At 53.3% G+C, this 24,097-nt stretch carries 21 protein-coding genes; 2 read left to right on the forward strand and 19 right to left on the reverse strand.

Annotated features, from left to right (window positions below; genetic code table 11):
• Positions 1-125: 125 nt before the first annotated feature.
• From HOV93_RS08445 to HOV93_RS08475, 7 genes are all read right to left on the reverse strand, one after another.
• Positions 126-698 carry an RNA polymerase sigma factor gene (locus tag HOV93_RS08445; protein WP_207396047.1) on the reverse strand — a complete coding sequence of 191 codons (573 nt, stop codon included), beginning with the start codon at positions 696-698 and terminating at the stop codon, positions 126-128.
• Between the two features lie 164 nt (positions 699-862).
• A complete protein-coding gene (locus HOV93_RS08450; protein WP_207396048.1) occupies positions 863-1,228 on the reverse strand; it encodes a cupin domain-containing protein in 366 nt (121 codons plus the stop codon).
• 70 nt (positions 1,229-1,298) lie between these two features.
• Entirely contained in the window at positions 1,299-2,642 is a 1,344-nt protein-coding gene (locus HOV93_RS08455; protein ID WP_207396049.1) for a prolipoprotein diacylglyceryl transferase, read from the reverse strand.
• 24 nt (positions 2,643-2,666) lie between these two features.
• Positions 2,667-3,536, reverse strand: coding sequence for a pantoate--beta-alanine ligase (gene panC / locus HOV93_RS08460; protein WP_207396050.1), 870 nt, complete (start codon positions 3,534-3,536; stop codon positions 2,667-2,669).
• A 187-nt stretch (positions 3,537-3,723) separates the two neighbouring features.
• Positions 3,724-4,740, reverse strand: a complete 1,017-nt coding sequence (gene fba / locus HOV93_RS08465) for a class II fructose-bisphosphate aldolase (protein WP_207396051.1) — start codon at positions 4,738-4,740, stop codon at positions 3,724-3,726.
• A gap of 116 nt (positions 4,741-4,856) precedes the next feature.
• The gene (locus tag HOV93_RS08470; RefSeq protein ID WP_207396052.1) at positions 4,857-5,795 is read right to left on the reverse strand and encodes a hypothetical protein; all 939 of its coding nucleotides are present in this window, start codon (positions 5,793-5,795) and stop codon (positions 4,857-4,859) included.
• Between the two features lie 248 nt (positions 5,796-6,043).
• Positions 6,044-9,220 (reverse strand): PVC-type heme-binding CxxCH protein, encoded by a 3,177-nt coding sequence (locus HOV93_RS08475; RefSeq protein ID WP_207396053.1) that lies wholly within the window; start codon positions 9,218-9,220, stop codon positions 6,044-6,046.
• Between the two features lie 277 nt (positions 9,221-9,497).
• Between HOV93_RS08475 and HOV93_RS08480 the strand changes: the two genes are divergently transcribed.
• Positions 9,498-11,681, forward strand: coding sequence for a hypothetical protein (locus HOV93_RS08480; RefSeq protein WP_207396054.1), 2,184 nt, complete (start codon positions 9,498-9,500; stop codon positions 11,679-11,681).
• Between the two features lie 3 nt (positions 11,682-11,684).
• The gene (gene ribD, locus HOV93_RS08485) at positions 11,685-12,797 is read left to right on the forward strand and encodes a bifunctional diaminohydroxyphosphoribosylaminopyrimidine deaminase/5-amino-6-(5-phosphoribosylamino)uracil reductase RibD (RefSeq protein WP_207396055.1); all 1,113 of its coding nucleotides are present in this window, start codon (positions 11,685-11,687) and stop codon (positions 12,795-12,797) included.
• Here ribD and HOV93_RS08490 read toward each other — a convergent pair.
• The 12 genes from HOV93_RS08490 to HOV93_RS08545 all read right to left on the reverse strand — a co-directional run bounded on the left by HOV93_RS08490 (position 12,794) and on the right by HOV93_RS08545 (position 24,008).
• Positions 12,794-14,059 carry a sialidase family protein gene (locus HOV93_RS08490; RefSeq protein ID WP_207396056.1) on the reverse strand — a complete coding sequence of 422 codons (1,266 nt, stop codon included), beginning with the start codon at positions 14,057-14,059 and terminating at the stop codon, positions 12,794-12,796. The two genes, ribD and HOV93_RS08490, sit on opposite strands and share 4 nt — an antisense overlap.
• 55 nt (positions 14,060-14,114) lie before the next feature.
• The gene (locus tag HOV93_RS08495) at positions 14,115-15,431 is read right to left on the reverse strand and encodes a DUF1501 domain-containing protein (protein ID WP_207396057.1); all 1,317 of its coding nucleotides are present in this window, start codon (positions 15,429-15,431) and stop codon (positions 14,115-14,117) included.
• Between the two features lie 72 nt (positions 15,432-15,503).
• Complete coding sequence (locus tag HOV93_RS08500; protein ID WP_207396058.1) at positions 15,504-17,645, reverse strand: DUF1549 domain-containing protein; 2,142 nt, start codon at positions 17,643-17,645, stop codon at positions 15,504-15,506.
• Positions 17,646-17,930: 285 nt separating this feature from the next.
• On the reverse strand, positions 17,931-18,128 hold the full coding sequence (locus tag HOV93_RS08505) for a CsbD family protein (RefSeq protein WP_207396059.1): 198 nt from the start codon (positions 18,126-18,128) through the stop codon (positions 17,931-17,933).
• Between the two features lie 177 nt (positions 18,129-18,305).
• A complete protein-coding gene (locus tag HOV93_RS08510) occupies positions 18,306-19,403 on the reverse strand; it encodes a PRC-barrel domain-containing protein (RefSeq protein WP_207396060.1) in 1,098 nt (365 codons plus the stop codon).
• Between the two features lie 359 nt (positions 19,404-19,762).
• Positions 19,763-19,900, reverse strand: a complete 138-nt coding sequence (locus tag HOV93_RS08515; protein ID WP_207396061.1) for a Rho termination factor N-terminal domain-containing protein — start codon at positions 19,898-19,900, stop codon at positions 19,763-19,765.
• Positions 19,901-20,014: 114 nt separating this feature from the next.
• Positions 20,015-20,179, reverse strand: coding sequence for a hypothetical protein (locus HOV93_RS08520; RefSeq protein ID WP_207396062.1), 165 nt, complete (start codon positions 20,177-20,179; stop codon positions 20,015-20,017).
• Between the two features lie 174 nt (positions 20,180-20,353).
• A complete protein-coding gene (locus tag HOV93_RS08525; RefSeq protein WP_207396063.1) occupies positions 20,354-20,560 on the reverse strand; it encodes a hypothetical protein in 207 nt (68 codons plus the stop codon).
• A 209-nt stretch (positions 20,561-20,769) separates the two neighbouring features.
• Positions 20,770-21,198: a hypothetical protein gene (locus HOV93_RS08530; protein ID WP_207396064.1), complete on the reverse strand. Its 429-nt coding sequence runs from the start codon at positions 21,196-21,198 to the stop codon at positions 20,770-20,772.
• 145 nt (positions 21,199-21,343) lie between these two features.
• Positions 21,344-22,048, reverse strand: a complete 705-nt coding sequence (locus HOV93_RS08535; RefSeq protein WP_207396065.1) for an AIM24 family protein — start codon at positions 22,046-22,048, stop codon at positions 21,344-21,346.
• Between the two features lie 81 nt (positions 22,049-22,129).
• Positions 22,130-22,786 carry an RNA polymerase sigma factor gene (locus tag HOV93_RS08540; protein ID WP_235990010.1) on the reverse strand — a complete coding sequence of 219 codons (657 nt, stop codon included), beginning with the start codon at positions 22,784-22,786 and terminating at the stop codon, positions 22,130-22,132.
• A gap of 154 nt (positions 22,787-22,940) precedes the next feature.
• Positions 22,941-24,008, reverse strand: a complete 1,068-nt coding sequence (locus HOV93_RS08545) for a hypothetical protein (RefSeq protein ID WP_207396066.1) — start codon at positions 24,006-24,008, stop codon at positions 22,941-22,943.
• Positions 24,009-24,097 lie beyond the last annotated feature (89 nt).

Genomic DNA, 24,097 nt, shown 5'->3' on the forward strand with positions numbered 1-24,097 from the left:
ACCATCCACCTGAGAGTGCTTAAGCCAGAAGGCCTAGCAGGATGTCGCGGCATGAGCCTTCTTATTTTGTCGATCTAGATACGTCCACATCGCCTCCCCCAACGGTTCTGTCGTTTGTGGAGCGTCTACGGTTGACCACGCTCCGACTGCGCAATCATGACCTCAAGACACTCTTTCAAGTGAGATCGTGCGCGGTGTAAGCGGCTTCGCACCGTACCCACAGGCAGTTCGAGAACATCGGCAATACGATCGTAGTCCATGCCTTCCAACTCGCGCAGGACGAGGACATCACGATGCTCTTCAGAGAGCTTCTCAAGTGCGGTGTGGACCTGGCGAATGCTCTCCTGCTGCTCCATGCGATGGCCGGGGCCCTCGCTCCGATCGACCGGTTCGTTGCCAACTTCTTCTCGCACCTGATCGATCGAGTGCACCTTCTTTCGACGACGACGATGGCTGATCGCAATGTTGAAAGAAATGCGATAAAGCCAAGTGTAGAAAGCACTGTTCCCCTGAAACGTCCCTAGCTTGAGATAGGCCTGAACAAACGACTCCTGCACGACATCTTCGGCATCTTCCTTCGAGCCAAGAATGTGCACCATTGTGTTGAATAGCCGCTGCTGGTAACAGCGCACAATCTCCTCGTAGGCGGAAGTATCGCCTTGGAGAATGCGCTGAATCAGGTGCGAGTCGTCAGACACGAACGAGGTTGCCGGGGTGGTGTGAGTCGAGAAGCAATGGAAGTCAGAAGATTCCCCGAGGAGCAACTCTTTACCGCGCGTCTGCGCTCGCCGGAGAATGGGAAAGAACAGTTCTATCGTAGCTGAAACATCCCCTCATTTCGAGGATACGCTAGTCGGTAATCTTACTCGGCATCTCGATGGACGGTTTCGGGAGAGAAAGCCGGCAGACAAACGGCAATATATTCTGCTCCATCGGGATGGGGGCTACTGTAGCGAACCCATTCTCCTTTTTTTGTAATTATTGCCTGACCCGCCAAAACCACTTGGACACCTTCTCGAGAATCGACGGTCAGCTCTCCTCGAAGCACGACCGTATACTCATCAAATTGCGGCGTCTGCCCCGGCTCGACCCAACCGCTCGGGCTAACCATCCGGGCGATGCTCACCTCATTGGTCTTAGAATTGATTCGGCCGATAAACTCTTCGATAACCTTGGGCTTGTTCCCGACGGCTTCAATGACCGTTGGGGCAGGAATATGGATGGGCATGACTGGGGTACCCTTTCATCGTTTTCGTTAGATATCGACCTTCAGCAACCCCTAGAAGATCCGCCGAAGCTTAAGAATCTGCATTCAACGCCACTTCCCGCGGCCAGGCAAGTGGCTGTTTGCGAATACGTGCGAAAATAAACAGGCAGACTGCCAGCACCGAGATGACCACGCTTACATTCTGAGAAATCGTCAGCCCTGTTCCACCGATCGCGTACTCGTCGGTTCGAATCACTTCCAATAAAAAGCGAGCTATCGAATAGAGTCCAAGGGTCAATGCGATCACCTCCCCGTCTGTTTTGCGGAAGGGATAGTAGGCCAGGACCAATAGGCACAGAATAAAACCGTTCAAACTGCTGTAAATTTGCGTGGGATGAATCGGCAACGAGGCCGAGGGCATCTCGTCGACATGTAGCGCCACGTCCCCCTTGTCGGCCAATTTTATTTCAAGTGTCCCTTTACGCGGTCCCTCTTTCATCCACGAAGCCAGGAAACGATTCTTTAAGAGATCGAGCGGTTCGTAAGACTCCCCCTGGAGGGGATAGCCATCAATACTCTCGACGACGTCCCCTGGTTCAAACTTGCCCGTCTTGCTTGCCGCCGAGTCCGGCAGCACATTCGCGACAATGACCTGGTCTTCTTCGTTCTCGACAAACAGCAGCCCATAAAACGCTCCACTCTCCAAATGCCGCACGTAAGGAGGTGTGTACTGCGGAGCAATGCCCTGAGGAAACTGTACCGCCAAGGGAAGCGTACAAAGTCCACCATAACAACAGCCATTCATGAAGCAGCCTAGTCGACCGAAAAACATTCCGATCATCAAACTCGGTGCGATCAAGTCCGCCAAGGCTAACGCATTGATTTGCTTGCGATAACAGAACACAGCAAAGGCAACTGCCCCACCGATAAGTGAACCGTACACCACGATTCCCCCCTCGGTCACCTTGAAGATCTCTTGCGCCGTTGCCTGCCAATCGCCGGGACGGTAAAAGTTCTCCCAGTATTGGATCACGAAAAAGAGACGCGCTCCAACTACGCCACAAATGATCAACACCATCGCCAGCGAGAAAATCACTTCAGGATTCAGCCCCATCTGCTGCGCGCGATAGGCTGCTAAGCCGACCGCAGAGACAATCGCGAACACAAGCAGGACACCGTAACCACGAATCGGAAATCCAATTTGATCTCCTTCAGTGACGCGCAGCATCGGCAGCACGAAAACAATGGCCGCTGCGACGACCGCAAACAGCGGCAGGTGCCCTAGCAGTTCCTGCATGAAGGTCGGCTTCCTGGAAAGCAGGAAAATCCATACGGCGACGATCAGTCCCCACAAAATCAACAACCATCCCACGCCAACCACCGGCAGGCCGAAGAGGTCGTCCGGAACGGGAATGAGGAACAGGGTACGCTGCACGATAGATTCTGGGGGTTTGAGAAATTAGCTTGAGACGGGGGACGATACGAGAATATTATCGATCAACCGAGTGCTTCCGACTTTGGCAGCCACCAGGATAACGACATCCCCCTCGATTGTCTCCACTGATTTCAGTGTACGCGGGCAGGCAATCGAAACGTAATCAATCTCACGAAATCCTGCATCACGGAGTGTCTGCTCTATCTTATCGCGTAACGACTGGGCGTTGGTCTCGCCTTCTTTAATTTGTTGAGAGGCCTCTTCCAAACTTCGTGAAATACTCAGCGCAATTTCGCGTTCCTCAGGCGACAGATACCGATTGCGAGAGCTCATCGCCAATCCATTCGCCTCGCGAATGATTGGGCAGCGGACAATCTCGATCGGCACGATCAGGTCACGCACCATCTCTTCAATAACACGAACCTGTTGAAAATCCTTCTGTCCGAAAAAGGCCATGTCCGCAGGTGCCGCCTGAAAGAGTTTCAGCACGATCGTCGCCACGCCGTCGAAATGGCTCGGGCGAAACGCCCCTTCGAGCGACTGTGCGATCTCAGGAGCTTGTACTACCGTGGTGTTTCCCGGCGGATACATCGCATCGACTTCCGGGACCAACACCCACACCGGATCAAATGCCGATAGCAATTTCAAATCGGCTTCCAACGTTCGCGGATACTTGGCAAAGTCTTCGCCGGGAGCAAACTGGGTGGGATTCACGAAGATCGTGACAACCGTTAGATCGCACGACTTCTGAGACTCGGCGACGAGGCTTAAGTGTCCCTGATGCAGAGCCCCCATGGTAGGAACCAGCCCGACACGTTTGCCATCGGCTTGAGCCTGGCGGATTTCGTCACGAAAGGACGCAGGGTCGTAAAAGACTCTTGGCGGAAAGGTCATAGGCCAACATGCCAGGAACACATAGAGTACTGCCAGGGTAACCCCCAAGCCCTGCTACTGGACTTAGGACGAAAAAACGGCACGACTCATCTTCTGATTTGTCGTGCCGTTTTAATTTAGCTGATGGCCGTTATTAGTGCGATTCGCTGTACTACTCGCACCCTACGGTTTGTTGCTCATCTTGGTCTTAAACCAAGCTGGCTTCACGCATTTTCGAGGCCTGTCCAGCCTGACCGAAAGCAACCATGCGATCGACGCAGACTTGCTTCATGGCATCGCGAGCCGGGGTCAGGTACTTACGAGGATCGAATTCGGCTGGGTTCTCGGCGAGGACCTTACGAATGGCACCGGTGATGGCCATACGGTTGTCGGTGTCGACGTTGATCTTGCGAACGCCGTGCTTGATACCCTTTTGGATTTCTGCAACCGGCACACCGTAGGTCTGCTTCATTTGGCCGCCATACTTGTTGATGATGTCTTGCAGTTCCTGCGGAACGCTGGAGCTACCGTGCATCACCAAGTGGCAGTTAGGCAGACGCTTGTGAATCGCTTCGATACGGTCCATGGCCAACACGTCACCGGTTGGAGCTTTGGTGAACTTGTACGCACCGTGGCTAGTACCAATGGCAACTGCCAACGCGTCGACGCCCGTCTCGGCAACGAAGCGTTCGGCTTCTTCCGGATCGGTCAGCAACTGGTCGTGGCTCAGCTCGCCTTCAGCACCATGGCCATCTTCCGCTTCACCGGTTCCCGTTTCGAGCGAACCCAAACACCCCAGTTCGCCTTCGACGCTCACGTTTTTGGCGTGAGCCATTTCAACGACCTTCTTAGTGACTGCAACGTTGTAGTCGTAGTCGGCCGGGGTCTTGCCGTCCTCTTTCAGCGAACCGTCCATCATCACCGAAGTGAAGCCGTTTTCGATCGCGCTCATGCAGGTTTCAGGGCTGTTGCCGTGATCCTGGTGCATGACGATTGGAATCTCTGGATAGAGTTCCGAAGCGGCCAGCATTAGGTGGCGGAGATAGTTGTCTTGCGAGTAACCACGAGCACCGCGTGAAGCCTGAACGATCACTGGAGAATCCGTTTCCTTCGCGGCTTCCATGATCGACTGGATCTGTTCCATGTTGTTGACATTGAAAGCAGCCACGCCGTAAGAATTTTCGGCTGCGTGATCCAGCAGCACCCGTAGGGGAATCAAAGCCATGAGGTCTCTCCCGAGTTAAAGCATTAACACGGCTGCGTGAGGATTCCAAAAGCCCCCTAGGGCAGCCCAACTATTCGATTCAAAGTCGTTATTATCAGAGAGTTTGCGGCGTGGGGTCAATCCCCTGTCGATGGCTGGCCCGCGCTGTCAAATTGGGAGGGAAGCAGACCTTCCGTAGAGTCGTCATTAAGGGGCAAATTTTCCTTGACCGACGATTGCGGTTGAAAAAGATCGTCGAATTGCGTGCCTGCCAGGCGAATCAGAAGCACTTGTTGGCGTGGCGAGCCGCCATTTTCTCGCTCGAAGAAGGACTTACCCACCCCCTTCACGTCGGCCGTTCCGCTCAGGATCAATGTTTGCCCTGCCTCAAGCATGGCGATGAATTCGACTTGCTCGAACACCTTGGTTTCCTTCCGCGTCTCAAAGCGGAACATTCCTTGTCCTGCTTCCACGCGCTGGCGTGGTTGGCCGTGGTGGATCTCAGGCGAAACGGCAATCTGTACGCGACCATCATTCTGGGGGAACGTTTTCAGGATGAACTTGCATTCGGCATTGTAATACGTCTCACCCCGCAACGAGCCATTAGCGGTTTCTAGAAGCGAAATCTCTTCCTGAGCAGGCACCATGATGTACTCGCTCCGTTTACCACGCGGGAATCGGCGATAGTTAATCGCGACCTTTTCGTCCCCGGTGACACGCACCATATCTCCGCCGCTTGATCCTTTCGCCCCTTCATGCTGCCCAAGGATCTTTCGCAGAGGAGCCGGCAAGTGGAAGTCTACGATCCCAACACGGAAACCATTGGCAACTAATTCGCGGCGTTTATCCAGCGGGATAGCTTGTTCGTCGATCTCCTTCCAGATGTCGCCCAGTTCTTGCTGGTCGACGCTATCTAGTGACAACCGGGCTATCTCCAATGACACGGTGTCCAACGCCATCGAGGCCTTGGGTAATTCGCTAGGCGGAACGTCTTTTTCAGGTTGCCATAGCGCACGACAGCCGCCTGCGAACATTGTCGCAATCAATAGAACAGCGGCAAGCCTTCGAGCATCCATGCCAGAAGTGTTTTCTTCATCAATGAAAAAATACGAGGCCCCGAGCGCAGTTCGCCGGGCCCCCAGATACTAGAGAAACCGTCAACCGGCGGCAATGGATGTTTGTGGCGAGCTAGCAGGGCAGGGAAGTACACACGGATTTCTCTACCAGCGGCGTCCATCACTGGCGATTAAGGGTCGCCTTTTCTGAGGATGACGATTGCACCAATTTGCTGCTACTGATCCGTGTTGAGCCGAGAAATCTGCTGTTACTCTCCTGCCTTCTCAGGCAATGGTACCTGGGCCGGATTCTTCAGATACGATATCAAATCAACAAACTGCTCATCGGTGAGCAACCCACCAGGCTGATTCGGTTCCGCCCCCAATTGCAGATCTGGCATGGGCGAGAAGGCCGTTTTCTTCTGGGCTTCGATGCCCTCTTTCTCGACCGTAACCCGATCGGTTGGCGTTTGAAGTGTCAGCGTGCGATCGGTCTGCTCAGCGATGATCCCGCTGAGCACTCTCCCATCTTCCAACTGCAGGACTGTCATGCGGTAGTCGGCACTAACAATCGCGCTCGGATCAATGATATTTTGCAGCAGGTAATCGAGGTTGCTGCGGTTACTGCCGGTCAGGTCCGGCCCAATATTGCTTCCCTCACCATATAGGCGGTGGCACTTAGCACACAAACCTTCAAATACAACGCGTCCCTTGCCCATGCTGGCCTTCTCAAGGGTTTCTTCGGTGAGTCGATCTTTCCAATAAGCCATGGCTTTCTGCTTCTCTTCGCTTGACTCGCGGACCTCTCCCCACACCTCATTGACTCGCTTGGAAAGGGCTTCGTCTCCCAAGTTTCGCATCTGACGAACATGAAACGCGGTCACATCCGACTTGCGAATGCGATTCTTCTCTAGCGCATCGAGTAGCACGTTCGATGACGTAGGACGCGACAACAACATAGCAATCACTTCTGGTCGTTGCGGCTCACGAAAACGGCGGTAATTGTCGACCAGAAGCTTGGCAGACGCAGGGTCGTCGAATAGCGTCAGCCCCCGTGCAGCAACGATATTTAGATTGGACGTGGTGACCAACTTCTCGCAGATCTCACGCAGATCGTCTGGCTTTGCTTCAATCAAAGAAGCGAGCGCCGACTGGCGAATCTGCATGTCTACATCGCCGCTCATCGCCAGCTTGCGGAGTTCATCGAGGGCCCTACCGTCGCCGAAGAGCGCCCCTAGTTCACGCAGCTTTTGCTGAATCGGTTGACTTTCGGTTTCATCCAAACTGGCAACCAGAGCATCCCAGTCTTTTGGCTTGGGTGCCTTCGACCAACCGCGAAGTGCTTCACTCATTCCCGAAAGGACATCATTAACCTTGGTAGCATCAAAGCTCTTAGTGGCGACTATTAGTTTGTTTATCGGAATTGGATTTTTGTCCATCTCTTCCGACAGTCGACGTGCGATCAGTTTCGTCGTGATGGGCCATGTGGATGCGATGGCCACGTTCACAAGGCCATCTGGTTTCATACCCGGCTCCCGTGCAACGGTTGCCTGCACGGTCCCTGCCCTGGACTTGAAGGGGGTCGAAGGCTGACTGGCCACTGGAATCAGTCCGTACCAGGTCATCAAGGGGAGATTATGATCGTCCGCGTATTGTGCATGCTTTACTAATTCCGTCGCCAGTTGAGAACGAAAGTAGACCGGCAGGCGATGAAGTGTTGAGGCTAAGGTCAATAACACGAGACCTGACTTGTCGGTCTTTGCCATCATTGTCAACTTCGGAAGTAATTGCTGTGCTCTGTCAGCAACAACCCGCTGAGCTTCATCGTCGTACGGCACCGACCCCAGGATTCCATCGAGCGGCCATTGTTCAGTCAACAAGCGAATCGCCCACGAACGGATATGTTCGTTCTTGTCATCCAGAAGTTTCACAAGCAGATCTTCATCCGTACCACCTATCACGTGTAACGTCCAAAGGTACCGCAAACGGTTTCGATCGTGCTTTTCCTGCGATGTGAGTCCCTGCTCAGGCGTTTCCTCCAGCACCATCTGCTTTAATAGTACTGCCAAAGGCCCCATGTCTTCGCCAGCAAGGTACTTCTCTTGCAGCACAATGCGAGCCATGCGTGGTGCCCAGTTGTTATCGATCTGCTGGACCATTGGATTCATAAAGTATGACTCGCCGGCTGGTGGTCTGGGGACCTTGTTGGCGGCGTCGTAAGAAACACGATAGATCCGCCCGCTGGTGCGATGCACACCGGTGTGATCGTGGCATTCGCCGGTGTCGCTCCAGTCAATTATATAGACGCTGCCATCAGGGGCCGTGCTCAGTTCCATGCCACGAAAGAATGGATCGCTGCTGATCAGGATGTCCTTGCCATGCTTGCCGACATAGCCGCTTCCTTCGCGCTCCAAGATTTCCTGATTGACGCGCATGCCGTGCATGTTGACGGTAAACAAATTACCTCGATACGACTCCGGCCAATTCGTTCCCTGGTAGATCATCATTCCGACATGAGCATGGCCACCACCGAATTCGTTCGCGGCTCCGGCTCGTGAGTCTTGCCAGCGACCGGTCGTATCGAAGTGCCAATGATCCGCGTGGTGATCGATCAACTCGTAGACGTGCGGATTCTTATCCAGTGTGAAGGCCTGTTTGAAGTGGGCCCCTGGGATGGCATGCCACAAGTGGCCATTGACCGTGTTAATGAAGAACAGTTCGCCGTGCTCATCCCAGTCGTGTCCCCAAGGATTGGTTGTACCGCATGTCAGTACTTCCACATGCTTTGTTTGAGGATGATACCGCCAGATGCCACCGTCGATTGGCTGCCGACGATCGTCCGGCGTGCCAGGCACACCGATTAGCCCCGGACACGAATGGCCACAGCGACCGTACAGCCAGCCATCGGGACCGAAACGCAGACCATTGGCGAAGTTGTGATAATTGTCCTTCGCAACCGTAAAACCATCGAGCACCACTTCTGCCGGCCCATCCGGCGTGCCATCGTGATTGGCGTCTGGAATGAACAAAACTTGGGGTGGGCACATGAGCCATACACCGCCGAGGCCCACCTCGACACTGGTTAGAAGTTGCACGTCATCGACAAAAACGTTTCGCTTATCCAACTTGCCATCGTGGTCGGTATCCTCGAAGAAGAGAACTCGGTCACGCAAGCTGCGGTCGAATCTCATGCTGGGCTGATCGTAGGTGTAGTTCTCGGCCACCCACAAACGCCCCTGGGCATCCCAGGTCATGGCAATCGGATTTTGCACATCAGGCTCGGCGAATACGACCTCAACGTTAAACCCTTCAGGCACCTCAAAACTGTCCGCGGCCTCTTTCGGCGGCATCGGCTGGGCTTCCTTGTCCCGTTCCGAGTTATGAATCTCTGGAAAATCGGCCAGAACAGGAGCAGCGAATAGCAGCAGGATGAATAGGCTTCGCATGGAGAACGCCGGGGGGTAGGGAGACACGAGGGAGAACAACCAGGAATCAATCCGGGGGATTCGTCAAGAGAAATTCTACTTTACTCGAAGGAACTTAGGGGCTGCAAACTTAGGGCAAATTCCCGCTTCTGAGATTTCCCGAAAGCCATAAAGCTTCTCGTCAGAAGAACATATATTTGTTACCATCCGAGTTTCCTTGGAAACACCTCTGCCTTACTGGGCGGATGACAAATACGCAATTGCGATCCATTACGAATACTCACCAACGGAAGTCGGCATGACTATCGACGCTTACGCCTATCCCCCGTGCGGGACTAACAAGAAGATCAAGTTCTATTGCCCGGACATGGTCGCCGATATCGAAAAGATCGAACGCATGCTGCAAGGAGAGCAGCGGGTTGCGTGCCTCGATTTCGTTCGCAAGATGCTGGAAAAGCACCCTGACCACTCGGTCCCGTTGTTCTATAACGCTATATTGAATCTCCAGCTTTCCGACGAGCATAAGGCCGAAGAAGCGGTCAATCTTTTCCGGGAAAAACATCCCGATAATCCGGCCGCCCACGCTTTAAAGGCTACGCTGGAAGCCTCGCTGGGCAAAGGAGACGAAGCGATCGACGAGCTTCAAACGGCTCTGGAGCAAACCGAAGAACGCCTGCATCCATCGCTGTACGACGCGTTCGGAGCGGTCGGCCAGATGCTGCTGATGACCGGCAAGGTCCTGGGCGCTCGCAGCCACTTCACGCTGCAGTCGAACTTGGCCCCCGACGACGACAACATGCCGATGCAGATGTTGATGCGGCTTAACAATTCGCCCGAGATTCCAATCTTCCTGAAACAAGATCTTTCGCTGGCCGAATGCCCTGCGGACTTTCCCCGCAAAGAAGAGTTCAACACAGCCCTACAAGATTCTGCCCAAGGCTTGTGGCGCAAAGGGTTAAAACAATTCGAGGAACTTCGCTCAGGTGCACCACGCAACCCAGCGATCCTGGAAAATATCGCGGCCTTGCAGTTCAGTCTTGGGCAGGATGATATCGCCGCAAAGACGCTGCACACCTATGCCGTCGCCGAGCAAAGAAACGACTTCGAGGCGGCGACCGAAGCGGAAGCCCTTGCCAAGGCACTCTCGGACCAGGACGAAGAGCAGATCGACGTCGTCAACGCGTCGATGCCCATTCATGAAATGGAACCGCTGCTAGAGAAACTGCGAGTTGACCAACGCTGCGAACACTTGCCTATCGATCTTTCGCAGCTTGGCACAGAAGGTTCCCCACCGCCGAGAGCCGCTTACCTGCTTTTGGACAAACCGCGAACCGAGTCCGGTGCCGAGCTGACCGCGGAAAACGTTTCAAGTGTTCTCGGCGAGTTGCTCGTGTTCGGCAAGGAAACCGACCGCTCGGCACGGATCGAATTCACTTCGGCCAAGGGTCCGCTCTTTGACGAAGCGATCAGCACGCTTAAAGAGATCTGCGGGGACGCGATCGATCCTACGGTCAGCGAGGATGTGCAAGGTCGCATATTCGCACTGCAAGACCTGATGAACTGGCAGTGGCGTCTACCAGATGACACGCCCAACGAAGTTCGCAACCGGCTCATGACAGAAAAGCGTCGTGAAGTCATCCTCGAAAAATGGGTCAACTTCCCTCTGCTTACACTGAGCGGTAAAACGCCGCTGGAAGCCTCGAAGGATACGGAACTGCGTTTACCCCTTGCGGCCGAAGTACTAACACTGGAGATGGTCGGCCAGCAAGAAAAATGGAAGTTTGATTTCGCCGAACTGCGTGAGAAGCTGAGTTTGCCGACCGCTGGGACGCTCTCGACGGAAAACCTCGATGTGCTCAACGTGCCCATTACACGTCTGCATCGCTTGCCGGCTGCCGAGCTTTCCGATGAGGATTTAATTCAAGGCTACGGTCGCAGTGTCATCCGTGGGCTGAACAAGGCCGTCGAAAACCTGGCAAATGAGCTCTTGGTTCGTCAATCGCTTATGGACCAGATCGATCGCTCGCAGCTTTACGGCGAATTGGCCCGTACGGCCAGTGACGGCGATCAGGCTCTCGCATACTTGAAAAAAGCTCAGGAAGAAGCCGTTCAGCAGGGCCGATCGCCTGGTATGTGGATGGTGGCCGAGCTTTCGATGCGGTTCGAACGCCGCGAAATGCAGGAAGCTCAATTGCTGATGCAAACGTTGATGTCCAAGTACGCTCAGGAACCACAAACGGCACAAGCGCTGTTCGGCGTTCTGCAACGCTTCGGCCTGATTACCCCGGATGGACAAATGGCGGGCGGCATGCCAGGAGGCCCACCACCGGCACAAAGTGGGCCGGAACCAGGCGGCGGCCTATGGACTCCCGGTGCCCCCGCTGGACCTCCATCGCAAGCAGCCCCTCCTCAAGGTGCACCACCCGCTGCAGGTGAGGGCGAAGAGAAAAAGTCTGGTCTCTGGTTACCAGGAATGGACTAAACAATGGCAATCGCCGACGAAGATCAGCGATTCATGCGGCGAGCTTTAGCACTCGCCGAGCAGGGGCGGGGCTTCGTTGAACCCAACCCCATGGTGGGCTGCGTGATTGTCAAAGACGATCAAATCATCGGCGAAGGCTTTCATGAAAAGTTCGGCGGACCCCACGCTGAAATCAATGCGATTGCCAATGCAGGCGGTGCTTCCCTCGAAGGTAGCACCGTCTATGTTTCTTTAGAGCCATGCTGCCATCATGGTAAAACGCCACCTTGCACCGACGCCCTGCTAAAAATCAAACCGTCCAGGGTCGTGATCGCCATGCAAGACCCTTTCCCGAAAGTGCAGGGAAGTGGTATTCAGCTCCTCGTTCAAAGCGGTATTCAAGTAAGCGTTGGTGCCTGCGGAGACGAGGCGGCGCGATTGAATGCTCCTTTCGCCAAAGTTCAACAAAGAAGTAAACCCTGGGTGATCGCTAAGTGGGCGATGACCCTCGACGGCAAACTAGCCACCTCCAGCGGTAGCAGTAAGTGGATCAGTGGTGAAGCTGCACGAGCCGAAGTACATCGCATCCGAGGGTTTTGCGACGGAGTCATGGTCGGCAGCGGAACGGTAAAGCTAGACGACCCCTTACTGACAACCCGCCCGCCAGGGCCACGCACAGCGGCGCGAATTATTTTCGACAGCCAAGCCACGCTCTCCCCGTCGAGCCGATTGATCGAGACCATTGCAGACGCTCCGGTCGTCGTGGCCGTATCGAGTACCGCGCGTTCGGAACGACTCGAACGCTTGGCCCATGCAGGCTGCAAATTGATCCTTTGCGAAGGGAATGACCACGCCGAGCGAATGGAAAACTTTCTTTGCCAGCTGGGTGCCCAAGGCATGACCAATGTTCTTGTTGAAGGAGGCAGCCAACTGCTTGGCCTTCTTTGGGACACGCGGCAAATCGACGAAGTTTACACGTTCATTGCGCCGAAAATCGCTGGTGGTACCGACGCTATCAGTCCCATTGGAGGCCGAGGCGTATTGAACATGGAGCAGGCCACCAACCTGGTGCGGACGGATTTACAGTCGTACCAGGAAACGATCTGCCTGCACGGGTTCACGGACTTCTCGCTTTAATCCTTGGGATTCAATTTCCCTGGCTTAAGAATTGGCTGCTGCAAACGTGATCCGTCGCTGACCAATTTTCCGGCCCGAATATCAGCCTCGGTGAACTTGGCAAAAAGTACATGCCCCTTGCTACCGCGTTGCCAATCGTAAGAAATGTAAATCGAGCCGTCCGGTGCTTGAAATCCATCGGGGTAAGAAACGCCAGATCGCTCGTCCAACATCAAACCGCCGCTCCAAGTTAGACCTTGGTCGTCGGATAACCACGCCGTTAAGTGACTACGTCCGGTGTGCGCGTCGATGGTTTTACCATGCTTCACCAGAAGCCAACTCCCAGAGGCGAGTTCTCGCAGATGAAACCGAGCAGGGGGATGCTTGATTTGAGGAGGAAATTCGGGCTCGGACCAAGTAGCGCCCATGTCGTTGGAAATCGTGAGCATCGCTCCACGACGCGTCCGGGCCAGCATCCAAAGCGAACCATCTTTCCGCTCAATCGCACGATGTTCAAGCCAGTCAGGTTCGGGAAATTTGACGCTACCTCGACGTGTCCAAGTTTCTCCTTGATCGGTTGATACCAGAATGTTGGCCCCGCGGATCGGATCGAGTTCTCCAAAGACGCCTGCCGCAAAAGGGCCAATTCCCTTTCTTTGCAACAATTGGGCAAACAAGATCCATTCTCCCTTCGAGTTTACCATCGGCTTATTGAGCATCGAGCCATGCCAAATCCGACGCGGTTCGGTCCAGGTTAATTGATCAGCATCGGGATTATCGCAGCGGGTACACCACAGCCCACCCCGTCCGTCGAAGTGGTTCATCGTCTGATCGAAGAAGAGCCATAGCCTTCCCATTGGGTCGGTCCATAAATTCCCAACGATCACGCTACGAGGAATCGGCAAATGCTCATTGCGGCTATCGACCACCAGCACCGGCTCACTCCACGTATCGCCATCGTCATCGCTTTTGGCGACCAACATATATGACTTCGGACCATCTTCGCCACCAATCCAAGCCGCAAACAAACGGCCCTTATTGGTCCGCTCGATGCCGATGGTCATCCCGTATTTTAGATTTTTTACGTGATACTTTTCAGGCGGGCTCGTAATTAAGCGAGGAGGAAGCAACGCGAGATCTGCCACCTCGCGCAGGGTGGCCAGTTCACGCTCACGTGCTTGCTCGGGCGAAGCTTTCCCAAGTTCGGTAAGCTCTTCCCCAGACAGGACACACGGAACACATAAAGAAAGAAGCAATACCGAGAGCGTAAATTCACGCCGCATAGTTCACCGATGCAAAACATAAGGTGGGATTGAAATCAAAGGAGCAAAACATTGATCAGAATAGTTCATGAATGACTTCACCACCTTTTACCAATGCCAACGGCTGGTCCTGGTCGGTGACGTATTCGTCGTGCGGATTCATTCCTAGCACATGACAGAAGGTTTGAAAAAGGTCCTGAACTTCGACGGGCCGATCGGTGACGTGGACACCTTCCTTATCGGTCTCGCCTATCACTTGGCCCATTTGCACGCCTCCGCCGGACAGGCAGGTTATCCAACCGTCTGAATAATGCTCGCGACCGCCGTCTGGTTTGAACTTCGGAGTTCGCCCGAACTCGCCCATCCAAACGACGAGGGTGTTTTCTAGCATGCCGCGTTGTTCGAGGTCGCGCAGAAGCATCGCGTAACCTCGATCGACGCCGTTGGCTAATTTGGGGTTCTCGTCCCAGCCTTTTTTATGGGTGTCCCAGCCTTGATCGCTGACGTTACCCGTACTAAACACTTCAATAAAGCTGACGCCTGTCTCGACCAGTCGCCGGGCCAGCAAACAGGCCTGCCCGAACTCGTTGCGACCATAACCCTCTCGGATACTTTCCGGTTCGTTATCTAGGCGAAACGCTTCCATTTTTGGACTGAGCACAAAACGCTGCGTTTGCTGATAGATCTCTTGCTTCTCAGCAACACGCTGGGCTCCGCCGCTCATCGCAAACTGCTCGTCCAGGCGAGCCGACAAATCTAAACGTCGACGCAAACGTTGTTCAGATACCGTGGTCAAAACATCTTCCGGGAGCGTGCCAGCCTGTCCGATTTTGAACGATTCATACCGGGGCCCCAACACACCACTATTGATGTCGCGTGTTGTAATACGCGGCTTGCCAATACGCACGAACGCCGGCAAGTCGTACGTCGAATCAAAGCGTTCCCGTGCTACGACGCTTCCCCAGGTTGGATATTGAATGGATGGATTGATCGGGTAGCCACTACGAACCAGTTTAATAGCACGGAAGTGATCGCGTTCGCTGCTTTTCATACTGCGGATCAACGCGATCTTGTGCATCATCTTGGCCGTTTCCGGCATGTACTCTGCAATGTGCACGCCAGGAAGTGAGGTCGGTATAGACGTCGCAGGCCCCTGGTACTTCGATCCGATCTTCGGGTTGAATGTCTCAAACTGGCTCGGCCCACCGTCCATCCAGAGAAGGATCATTGATTTGCCGGTCTTTTGTAATTCGCTGGCCCTGGCGATCATCATATCGCGCCATGACAACGTCAACGTCCCGGCCGCAGCCCCTGTCATTAGCTGCTTGAGGAATCCTCGGCGATGCGAAACATGATCTCGTCCGGCTACCAGATTCCAAAAAGGGCGAATCATTTCGTGTTCCTCAATATCGTTTTCCGTCGTGGCTCGAAGGATGAACCTGTGCGAACTACACTTCCGCCGATCTTATTTCCGCGTGGTAAATTCCGCCGTGTTCAAGAGCGCCCAGAGCAGGTCCTCGAAAGTCTCGTCTCGAGAGTCCCCTGCCTGAACGTAGTCGTAGGCAATGTCCAATTCTTTGTCCGCCGGGGCGCGGCCCAGCACGTTGATATAGAGCCGCTGAATCGCCTGGCGATCGTCTGGCGTTTCCTTGAGAAGCTTAGCCAACTTCGTCTTTTGGTCTTTGCCAGCGTTTAATTGAGCTTGAAGCTGACTATTATTCATCAGGAACATGGCTTGTTGCATCGTTTGCGGACGGAACTGTTTGCCCAGGGATGGATCGTAGCCGAACACATCGTTCACGATGTCTTTGGTGCTCTTTGGCGGGGGCGGAAAACGCATCTCGGAGGTTGGCTTCATTTGCTCCCCCTTTACATTGGGTAGCTCGATTGCCAATTCTAAATTTTTGAATACCACGTCCGCGCGCATCTTCCGTAGCTCAGCCGAGGCAAGTTGTCCGACGACCTCGTCCTTGGCATCCAGTTCGCGTTGGTACGCTTTGGTATTGAGAATCAAGCGAAACAAAGGCTTGGCATCGTAATCGTTGGCGATAAAGTGATCAGCGACAGCGTCATGTACCGACGGTAAACTCGGAAAGCCAGCTTCTTCCGAGATCTCGTCGACCGGATCACAGAAGGGTTGGTCCATCAATCGCTCCCAGGTACGGTTCACATAGGCCTTAGCAAACAGTGCGTTGTCGGGGGTGACAACCCAGTTGGCCAACGTGACGCGGCGGTCGATATCACTGCTCCCTTGTTCCAACGGATCGCCGGCGAAGACAGCTGGCATCATCGTTTTGCTAGTGTCGGGCATCTTGTGCTCACCAGCTTTCTTGCTGCCAACTTCAATCTTGGTACTATCGTTCCAAGGCAGTTTGGAACTGGTGCGAACAAAGAACGCGGCCATCTGGTGAAAGCGTTCCTGAGGCATGTCGACAAACGGGTGATCGTGACATTCGGCACACTGAATCTGTGTGCCGAGGAAAATACGAGTCGTCTCACCAGCCAGGCGAGATGTATTTGCCTGATGGAAGCCCACAAAGAACGCCGGTGGGTTGTCTCCGACTTGTCCCGTTGCAGTCAAGATGCGATAGGCGATCTCGTCCCAACCAGTCCCTTCATTCATCTGCTGGGCCATCCAATCCTGGAAGACTTGATAGTCCAGGAAAGTAAGTTCTGGCTGCGGGATACGATAACTGAAGACGTCGCTCCAGTAGGTTCCCCAGTTCGTGCCAAACTCGGAACTGTCGAGGAGCCGATCGATCATTAGGGAACGCTTAGCTGGGTTTGTGTCGGCAAGGAAGTCAGTGCGTTCCTGTTCTGTCGGAATACGGCCGATCACGTCGATAGTGACGCGCCGCAGAAATGTCTCATCGTCGACCGTGTCGGTGGTTTTCGATAGGTGAGCTTCACGATCGATCAACTGATCGAGTGCATCCGAAGTTAATAAGTGGGAGTCGGGATGCTCTACACGCACAAATGCTGGCGCCACTTGCTGCTTCGGTTCATCCTTTTTCTCTTGGGTGGTTTTCGGCTTCTTTGCTGTTAGCTTTTTGCCTACCGCATCGAGCTTGGCGATCTCGCCTGCAGGGACAAAGAGGACTGCATCGACAATTACAATTCCCTGAGCATCTTTGTCTGAGATTGCAACGACCGCGTCTTTATCCGTGCTGAAATTAAATTTTCCCAACGAGTGAAAAAGGGCAGGGCCCTTGGGAGCTTGCCGCTGATTGACTTTCAACTTCGCATCGCCGTCTGCGTGTTGAATTTCGACTGGGGCCGAGGCTGCTCGATTGCTATTGGCGTTGTAAGCAAGATATACAGCGTACTTTCCAGAGGCAGGCAGCTTCTGGCGAAAGGTAATCGTTTTGCTCACCGTGGCTTCTTCGCGACCAGGCACGCCACTATGGACATAGCCTTCTCCGATATACGGCTTACTGTGCACCGATGGCTGCCAGGGCCCCATCAGTTGAGCGGCTGTATTGTCCAACAAGATGCCAGGCAGAGGGTTGGTGTCAAGCGAGTCCGCCGCACAAAGCATGCTCGGCAAGAGAAGCAACAGGACTACACTCGCGATGCGCATCCGGAAACCGTAAGGTGGCAGCCGCATTGTTTCGCTTTCCCATCAACAGGAGGTGAGAAGGTATGCGTCTCCGAAGGAGGGAGACAGGCAGGAACCGTTGAGTGTAAGAAAAAAACAAAAGTAACGTCAATCTAAAAGTGATGGAGAATCTTTAGTTTGACTCATAAGGGAGCAGGATAGCCCTTTATTCGCTTTCCTTTTGTAATTCAGGGCAAACTGCGATGCCTTGAACGACAAAAGCCCAGAGCCATGGCCCATGACTCCGGGCTTCCGTCGGGGATTGCCCCCAAAACTCAACTGCGAGAACGTCGATTACGTAGCGCGTTGGTATTCGTCGATCTGACGCTCAGCTTCATCTTTCGCGACACCATATCGCTCTTGAATCTTACCGCTCAATCGATCTCGCTTTCCGGCAATAACTTCCAGATCGTCATCGGTCAGCTTGCCCCACTGCTCACGAATCTTGCCAGTGAATTGCTTCCAATTTCCTTCAATGGTATCCCAATTCATGACTGGGTTCCTTTTTCAAAAACGTAGGTCCAAAAAAATAAGCCAAGCCTTGAGGGAAAGCGTTCTAAGAACGTCTCCCCCAAGGCGTTGGCCCAACAACCACTTCGCAAATCCATCTCAGGTGTGGTCAATTACGTCCATGCGATTCGTTCCTCCGCTGAACGTTAGTCTTCCTGATTACTCGGCGTCGTTGACGCTCCCAGGAACATCGTCATTCACTTCGACGTTCACGCCGGGTGCCTCAATGTCAGCCTCGATGGCCGGACGACTGTCATCGACCGGGCGGCGGTCATCGACTTGGTTCGCCTGGCCATCGAAGTTCGAGCTTGACTGCTGTGGCCAATTATCCTGATCAAATCCCTTGGCCTTTTCCAACGTTTCTGGATTGGCATTTAGAACCAATTGATTGGAGTCGTTCTGAGCGTTGTGCTTCAGACGGAAGTTCTTCCAGGCCACGGCATGCAAGTTGTCACCAATACCCGCGAGACCACCCACGGAAAGAGCGGCATAGCGAACATCGCCGTTAGACATATCCACCATCAGATCGCTGATCGAACCCAACTTCTCGTTGGCATTATTTACTACGGCCAATCCGATCAGATCTTCAGCACGATGGACAACCATTGAGTTACCCTGACGATTACTCTCGCGAGGCTTATTACGATTTAAGTCGACTTGAACATTCACGGGACCTGCTTTGACGTTTACGCCACGGTCACGGTCCGCATAGTGCTTATCGATCGCTTGAGCAAACTCTTGTGAAGCCATATTTGGCCAGTTATCAGCGTCAAATCCTGGTGCTTTGCGAAGCGTCTCTTCGTTCAAATTCAATAGAAGCACGGCTTCTTTGTCTTGAGTTTCAGGACGATGCTCGAAGGCTTCAAACGGTACCGCAAACAATTTGGATCCGAGACCGAGAAAACCACCGTAAGCGACTGCAACATATTTCACCCGACCACGGTCGGTATCAATCACGATGTCGCGGACACTGCCTAGGTCTTTACCGGCTTCGTTTTGAATTGTTATGCTCTGAAGTTGACTGGCCCGCTGCGCGACAGCCATTCTGGATGCTTTTTCAGCGTTTTTGTTATCCGTATTGACTTCGGCGGAAACAACGGGCTTCTTGGCTTCCACATCGGACGCTGACGCGTCGACTTCGGCCTTCGGTTCCGCGAACGGGTTAGCAACTGGATTCTCATCAGCATTCGCAAATGAGGTGACGCTTCCAGCGGCCATCAGGGCAGTAGCAACGACTGCGGGAATGGTGCGTAACATAGAACCTCTCCTTGAACTGTATTGGCAGATGTTTGAATGGGCGTTGCTTGCTTCTGCCACGATTAAAGCGACGCTTACTAGGAAAAGCCGCTCGCCGAGGGCCTGACTGTTTCAAGCGTTACCGCCTCCTCGTCGAAGCATTCCAACTGAAACTATAGCTCTGCACGTCCCGTTCCAACTTGGTGCAAAACTTTCAATTTAGTGCGAAACTCGTTGCCAATTCCGCATATCGCAGTTTAAATCTATTCGCTTGAGTAGGTATGCCATTCCACTTGAATGGTTGCCGTTGGTTCGAACGACAAAAGCCTGGTTGCTGAACAACCAGGCTTCTGCCGTTTCGTGTGTTCTGTTGAAGCTTATTAACTACGACGGCGTATGACGCAGATGAGCTCTTCTTTATGCATCAATTTACTGCGGCCACGAATACCCAATTGACTCGCGAGTTCGCGAAGCTCTTTAACGGTATGTTCTTCCAAACGTTTTTCCGACGTCGCCATCGAAGCGTGACCTGTATCCGTGTTTTCCGCTACTGTGTATTGAGTCGCAGTTGTTGTCATTTTCAAGTATCCAGCGAGAGTTAAGTTGTCTAGGTTTTCCGTAATATCATCGCATTACAAAATGACCCAAATCCGAAGCGCGATGCCGGTCACCATAAGTAACCCAATCGAAAACCAGAATAAGCGGTCTAACGCCACCGCTTCGCGATGACGGTCGACGGCCTCTTCGGGATGTCGTTCCGAATGGATCGCATCGACTGGGTCATTCACAGAAACCATGAAAGATCCGTCCGGCAAAGGCGGTTGAATTTGACTCGCTCTTAAGCAAGCGGACTTGGACGTGCGATGCATATCGAGGTTATTCATGATGACGGGCTCTAGCGCTTTCCTGTGTTCCATTTCCCTACTGAACTGCGAGTGACTCGCGATCAGCAGGTAAAACCGTTGAATGTCTTATGAACCCTGAGTGTTACGGGGATCCATATTGGGATCGGTGTCGATCGCACTGGAAGGATTCTCAAGCTCATTGTCATCAGGGGTCGTTGATGCCGGTTGGTCAGGGACTTCCTGCGGAGGAGGCTGACAACCGCTTCCGACCACCAAGCCCACCATCGTGAGACCAAACACCGACATCATTCCGGCAGCATGTTGCCACTTCATCGTTCCACCTTTGTGGCTGAGAGTGCTTCTTACAAATTTAAGAATTCAACGAATTGCAAGCACTGTGCCAAACCGCTGCGATATCGCAGCAAATTTACGTTTGGAGTAAAGTGCACCCACACGGTACAAAAAAGAGATGCACCGGCTAAAGCAAGAGACGCTTAGCGGTTTTCAGTCGCTCACGTTGAGCGTTCGACGTTCAAGATTAACTAGGAGCCTTCTTTGCGAAGACGCCCCACACTTGACTGAAAATACTTCCGGCGACGGGTAGAATGGTGCGCTTGCTCAGCATCCTGATCCGATTCTTCCGATGCTTTGATGAGATCGGCCAGGTTTGCCGCACAGATCCGACAACCAATTTGCTCTAGATGAAATGTTACGTAACTAGCCACTTCTTCAGAAGCAACGACACCCAGGAGATACTGCTGAAGCTGTGGCCGAGTGGGACAAGTAATGCGGTGACGCCGCCAGATTTCGCCCAGGCTGTGCACCCCGGCATCACGACGCGAAAGGATTTCTAGCAACCGCTCTTTGAGTTCCGGTTGGTCACGAATCTGCTCTTCGACCACGGAAGCTTCTTCGACGGCCAACTCTTCGTTCAAGTAGGCTTCCAAATCGGCATTGGTCAAGGCTCTCATTCGTCTGCTTTCTTTGCACATTGAACCGTTGAGGCGTACGAAAGGGGAATCGCACCCATTTACGGTACCTGTTTCAAACACGGTTTGGGCCACCGGTTAGTTTAACCGGCAGCCATCGTACGTTCTCCTGCCGGGCGATCGGAGACTACCCTTCGGCGTGATACACTTCTTCAAATGGTTGTACTACAACAAACCCGTTACCGACGAATTCCATTTGAAACGACTCGCCACTCGAACGACCGATCAGCGTACGGAACGAGATGTCCGTCTTGAAGTTCGGTTGCAGGGTACCACTCCACGCGACCGTCGCATTCGGGTCGGTGTAAACAGGTTGATCTGGCGTGACCACCAGCGTAAGAGGCTCGTAGTGAGTCGTAATGGCGACCATGCCGGTACCGGTGAGAGTCATCTGAAACAAACCGCCGGCCATCATCGATGAGATTCGCTTCATCATCTTGATGTCCCAATTGACGCTGTTCTCGAAGGCCAGAATGTCGTTAGCGTTTACGACAATCTCTTGGTTTTCCAAGCGAAGGATTTGGATCTTCTTACCGTAGTCAGCCAAGTAAAGCTTGCCGGCTCCGGTGACCCTAGTCAATCGCGCCCCTTCCCCTGTAACGGCTTTCTTGAAAAACCCGCCCAGGCCTTTATCGAACATCCCTTCACGTTCAAACTTCATATTACCTAGGTACGAGATCATCGATCCCATCTTGGTCCAGGCAAAGTTATTATTCAGGTTCACTTCCAGGATGCGTGGGCTTTCCATTTCAAAAAAGCCCTCACCACGATCCCGCTGCTGGGTCTGCTCGACAAATTCATGAAGCGTGTACCGGTTATCGACTGCGGACATCGTTACTATTTCCCCCAGATCAGGTTTTGATGAGAAGATTAGAGTCACTGTTTGCCTCGCGACTCGGTTCCGAATGTATTGCTATGGTGAGTATAGCTCGGGAAAGACTTCCTCACTCAGCTGTTGGTTTTTGACACTTCCACGAAGTTTGTTCGTGAAGTCATGTTTATAATTCGCGACGTGTTGCTCACTGATGTCCAGTTTGGCGGCGACGTCTTTGTTCGCCCAGCCTCTCACAAAAAGCAGTTCCATACACTGAATCTTGACCCAATCGCCGCGTTCCCTCCAACGTGCGATTTGCTCTTGAATTGCTTCCACTAGGGCATCTTCCTCCATCCGTCGCCGTTCGCCGCTTCGCACCAAGCTCGACGCCGGTCGGGCCGGGCCCTCGAGTTCCCAGGTATCGGAGCTTGATTTTCCGCCCCCGGCCGAACTCAGTGGAAGCGTTGGCCGGCGTCCTTCACGACGCAAATGATCGGTGAGTTTATACGCGCAGATCGCGAAAAGATAGCTTTCTAAGCTTCGGCGACCGTCGTAGTTAGGCAGACTATTCAGAAAACCGATGAATGTCTCTTGAACGACATCTTCGCTATGAGCTCGACGACGAAGGCGACTTTCCACAAATGCGAGCAAGCGTCCCTCGTAACGGTCGATCAAATCCTGCCAGGCATCTTCCTCACCCTCACGGATGCGGCCGATGAGCAGGGCATCGGTTTCTGATACGCGTGTAGGTGACAAGAGGATGCAGTTCCTTACGAAGTCGTGATAAGTCATCGTGGTCGGCGAAATGCATGCCAGACCATATCGGGGCCACTGTAACGAACCAGTACGTTGAGTCACACGGGCAAAGCCAATGGCAAGTTTCAGGTACGTCGAATGCCGCTATCCCAAGTTATAGCATGGGAAATGATCGGACGAAAATCACACCAGCAGCAAGCAAACCACACAAGGCGGCCACACTGCCGGCTGAGACCAGCCCGGGCGAGACCCGCGAACCGTCGCTGGTTAGCGACATGCCTGCATAAAAGATAAACATAACACCTAGCAGGAACAGAAACCCTGTTCCGATATAGACCACACGACTGATACGTTGCTGGGCATACCAGAACTGACGAATCTGCTCTTGAATGGCCGGATCGAACTTAAGCAACGAGTGCCACTGATGCATAACCCCAAAGGATGGCGTTAATTCTTCCTGATACGTCTCCGTGGCAACGGCTTCTTGTATCGTATCGAGGCCATCTCCAATCAGTTTCGGCGCATCATTACTTCCAGTTAGCTCAACGGCGAATTGGTCGACTGACTTGCGGATCTCAAGATTCAACGCATGACGGCAATCCATTCCACGGTCGTAGGGACCAGAACTGACCGACACATAGTACGTTTGATCGTGCCCCCAATGAGGCTCTTGTTCGACCCAACTCGGACGGCCAGGAGGTATGATCTTCGAGGGATCCAAATCAAGCTTGCCTGACTTCAGTTGATTACGAAACTCTTGATAAATGGATCCGGCGAACTGACCGATCGTTTTCCCGGTGGAAGCGGTTACGTCTTTGGTCGAAGGCTCATTTACAATCGACGTATCGGTCGAAACATTCATCGGGAACGCACTGTGGCTAGACTCGGCAATCTCGTGGACATGACTGCGGCTGGTAATTTCTGATGGAATCGACTGGGTACTAACGCGTGCCCGTTGAACTGTTTCGCCATATTCGACTTCACCATACGAGTGAATCCCGGTAGGCGACTGCACAGTCGTCCTGCTAACTCCCACGGTAAAGAATCCGCCACACAAGACCACAATCGTTAATAGAAACGCGGTACCCACTCCGGCGGCGAGCTTACCACCAGGCTTCCCTGAGAAAGCCAACGCAAGTAAGAGCACGACGATTAGACCGGCAAAAAGCAGTCCTAAACCGACGAGAACGAGAAAACCAATAGTAAATGCGGATGTTGCCATGGGACTCACTTTATCAAGAGGCTAAGCGTTATTCGCCAACCCCCGTCGATTATTGGCGTCCCCGAGAAAAAATTGCGGCGAACACAATC

The sequence above is a fragment of the Bremerella alba genome (assembly GCF_013618625.1).
GTDB lineage: Bacteria > Planctomycetota > Planctomycetia > Pirellulales > Pirellulaceae > Bremerella > Bremerella alba.

Coding starts and splice junctions, on each gene's coding strand:
- HOV93_RS08450 (WP_207396048.1), bottom strand. CDS start 1,228: ATGCCCATCCATATTCCTGCCCCAACGGTCATTGAAGCCGTCGGGAAC.
- panC (WP_207396050.1), bottom strand. CDS start 3,536: ATGACCTTTCCGCCAAGAGTCTTTTACGACCCTGCGTCCTTTCGTGAC.
- fba (WP_207396051.1), bottom strand. CDS start 4,740: ATGGCTTTGATTCCCCTACGGGTGCTGCTGGATCACGCAGCCGAAAAT.
- HOV93_RS08470 (WP_207396052.1), bottom strand. CDS start 5,795: ATGGATGCTCGAAGGCTTGCCGCTGTTCTATTGATTGCGACAATGTTC.
- HOV93_RS08475 (WP_207396053.1), bottom strand. CDS start 9,220: ATGCGAAGCCTATTCATCCTGCTGCTATTCGCTGCTCCTGTTCTGGCC.
- HOV93_RS08480 (WP_207396054.1), top strand. CDS start 9,498: ATGACTATCGACGCTTACGCCTATCCCCCGTGCGGGACTAACAAGAAG.
- ribD (WP_207396055.1), top strand. CDS start 11,685: ATGGCAATCGCCGACGAAGATCAGCGATTCATGCGGCGAGCTTTAGCA.
- HOV93_RS08490 (WP_207396056.1), bottom strand. CDS start 14,059: ATGCGGCGTGAATTTACGCTCTCGGTATTGCTTCTTTCTTTATGTGTT.
- HOV93_RS08495 (WP_207396057.1), bottom strand. CDS start 15,431: ATGATTCGCCCTTTTTGGAATCTGGTAGCCGGACGAGATCATGTTTCG.
- HOV93_RS08500 (WP_207396058.1), bottom strand. CDS start 17,645: ATGCGGCTGCCACCTTACGGTTTCCGGATGCGCATCGCGAGTGTAGTC.
- HOV93_RS08505 (WP_207396059.1), bottom strand. CDS start 18,128: ATGAATTGGGATACCATTGAAGGAAATTGGAAGCAATTCACTGGCAAG.
- HOV93_RS08510 (WP_207396060.1), bottom strand. CDS start 19,403: ATGTTACGCACCATTCCCGCAGTCGTTGCTACTGCCCTGATGGCCGCT.
- HOV93_RS08515 (WP_207396061.1), bottom strand. CDS start 19,900: ATGGCGACGTCGGAAAAACGTTTGGAAGAACATACCGTTAAAGAGCTT.
- HOV93_RS08520 (WP_207396062.1), bottom strand. CDS start 20,179: ATGGTTTCTGTGAATGACCCAGTCGATGCGATCCATTCGGAACGACAT.
- HOV93_RS08525 (WP_207396063.1), bottom strand. CDS start 20,560: ATGAAGTGGCAACATGCTGCCGGAATGATGTCGGTGTTTGGTCTCACG.
- HOV93_RS08530 (WP_207396064.1), bottom strand. CDS start 21,198: ATGAGAGCCTTGACCAATGCCGATTTGGAAGCCTACTTGAACGAAGAG.
- HOV93_RS08535 (WP_207396065.1), bottom strand. CDS start 22,048: ATGTCCGCAGTCGATAACCGGTACACGCTTCATGAATTTGTCGAGCAG.
- HOV93_RS08545 (WP_207396066.1), bottom strand. CDS start 24,008: ATGGCAACATCCGCATTTACTATTGGTTTTCTCGTTCTCGTCGGTTTA.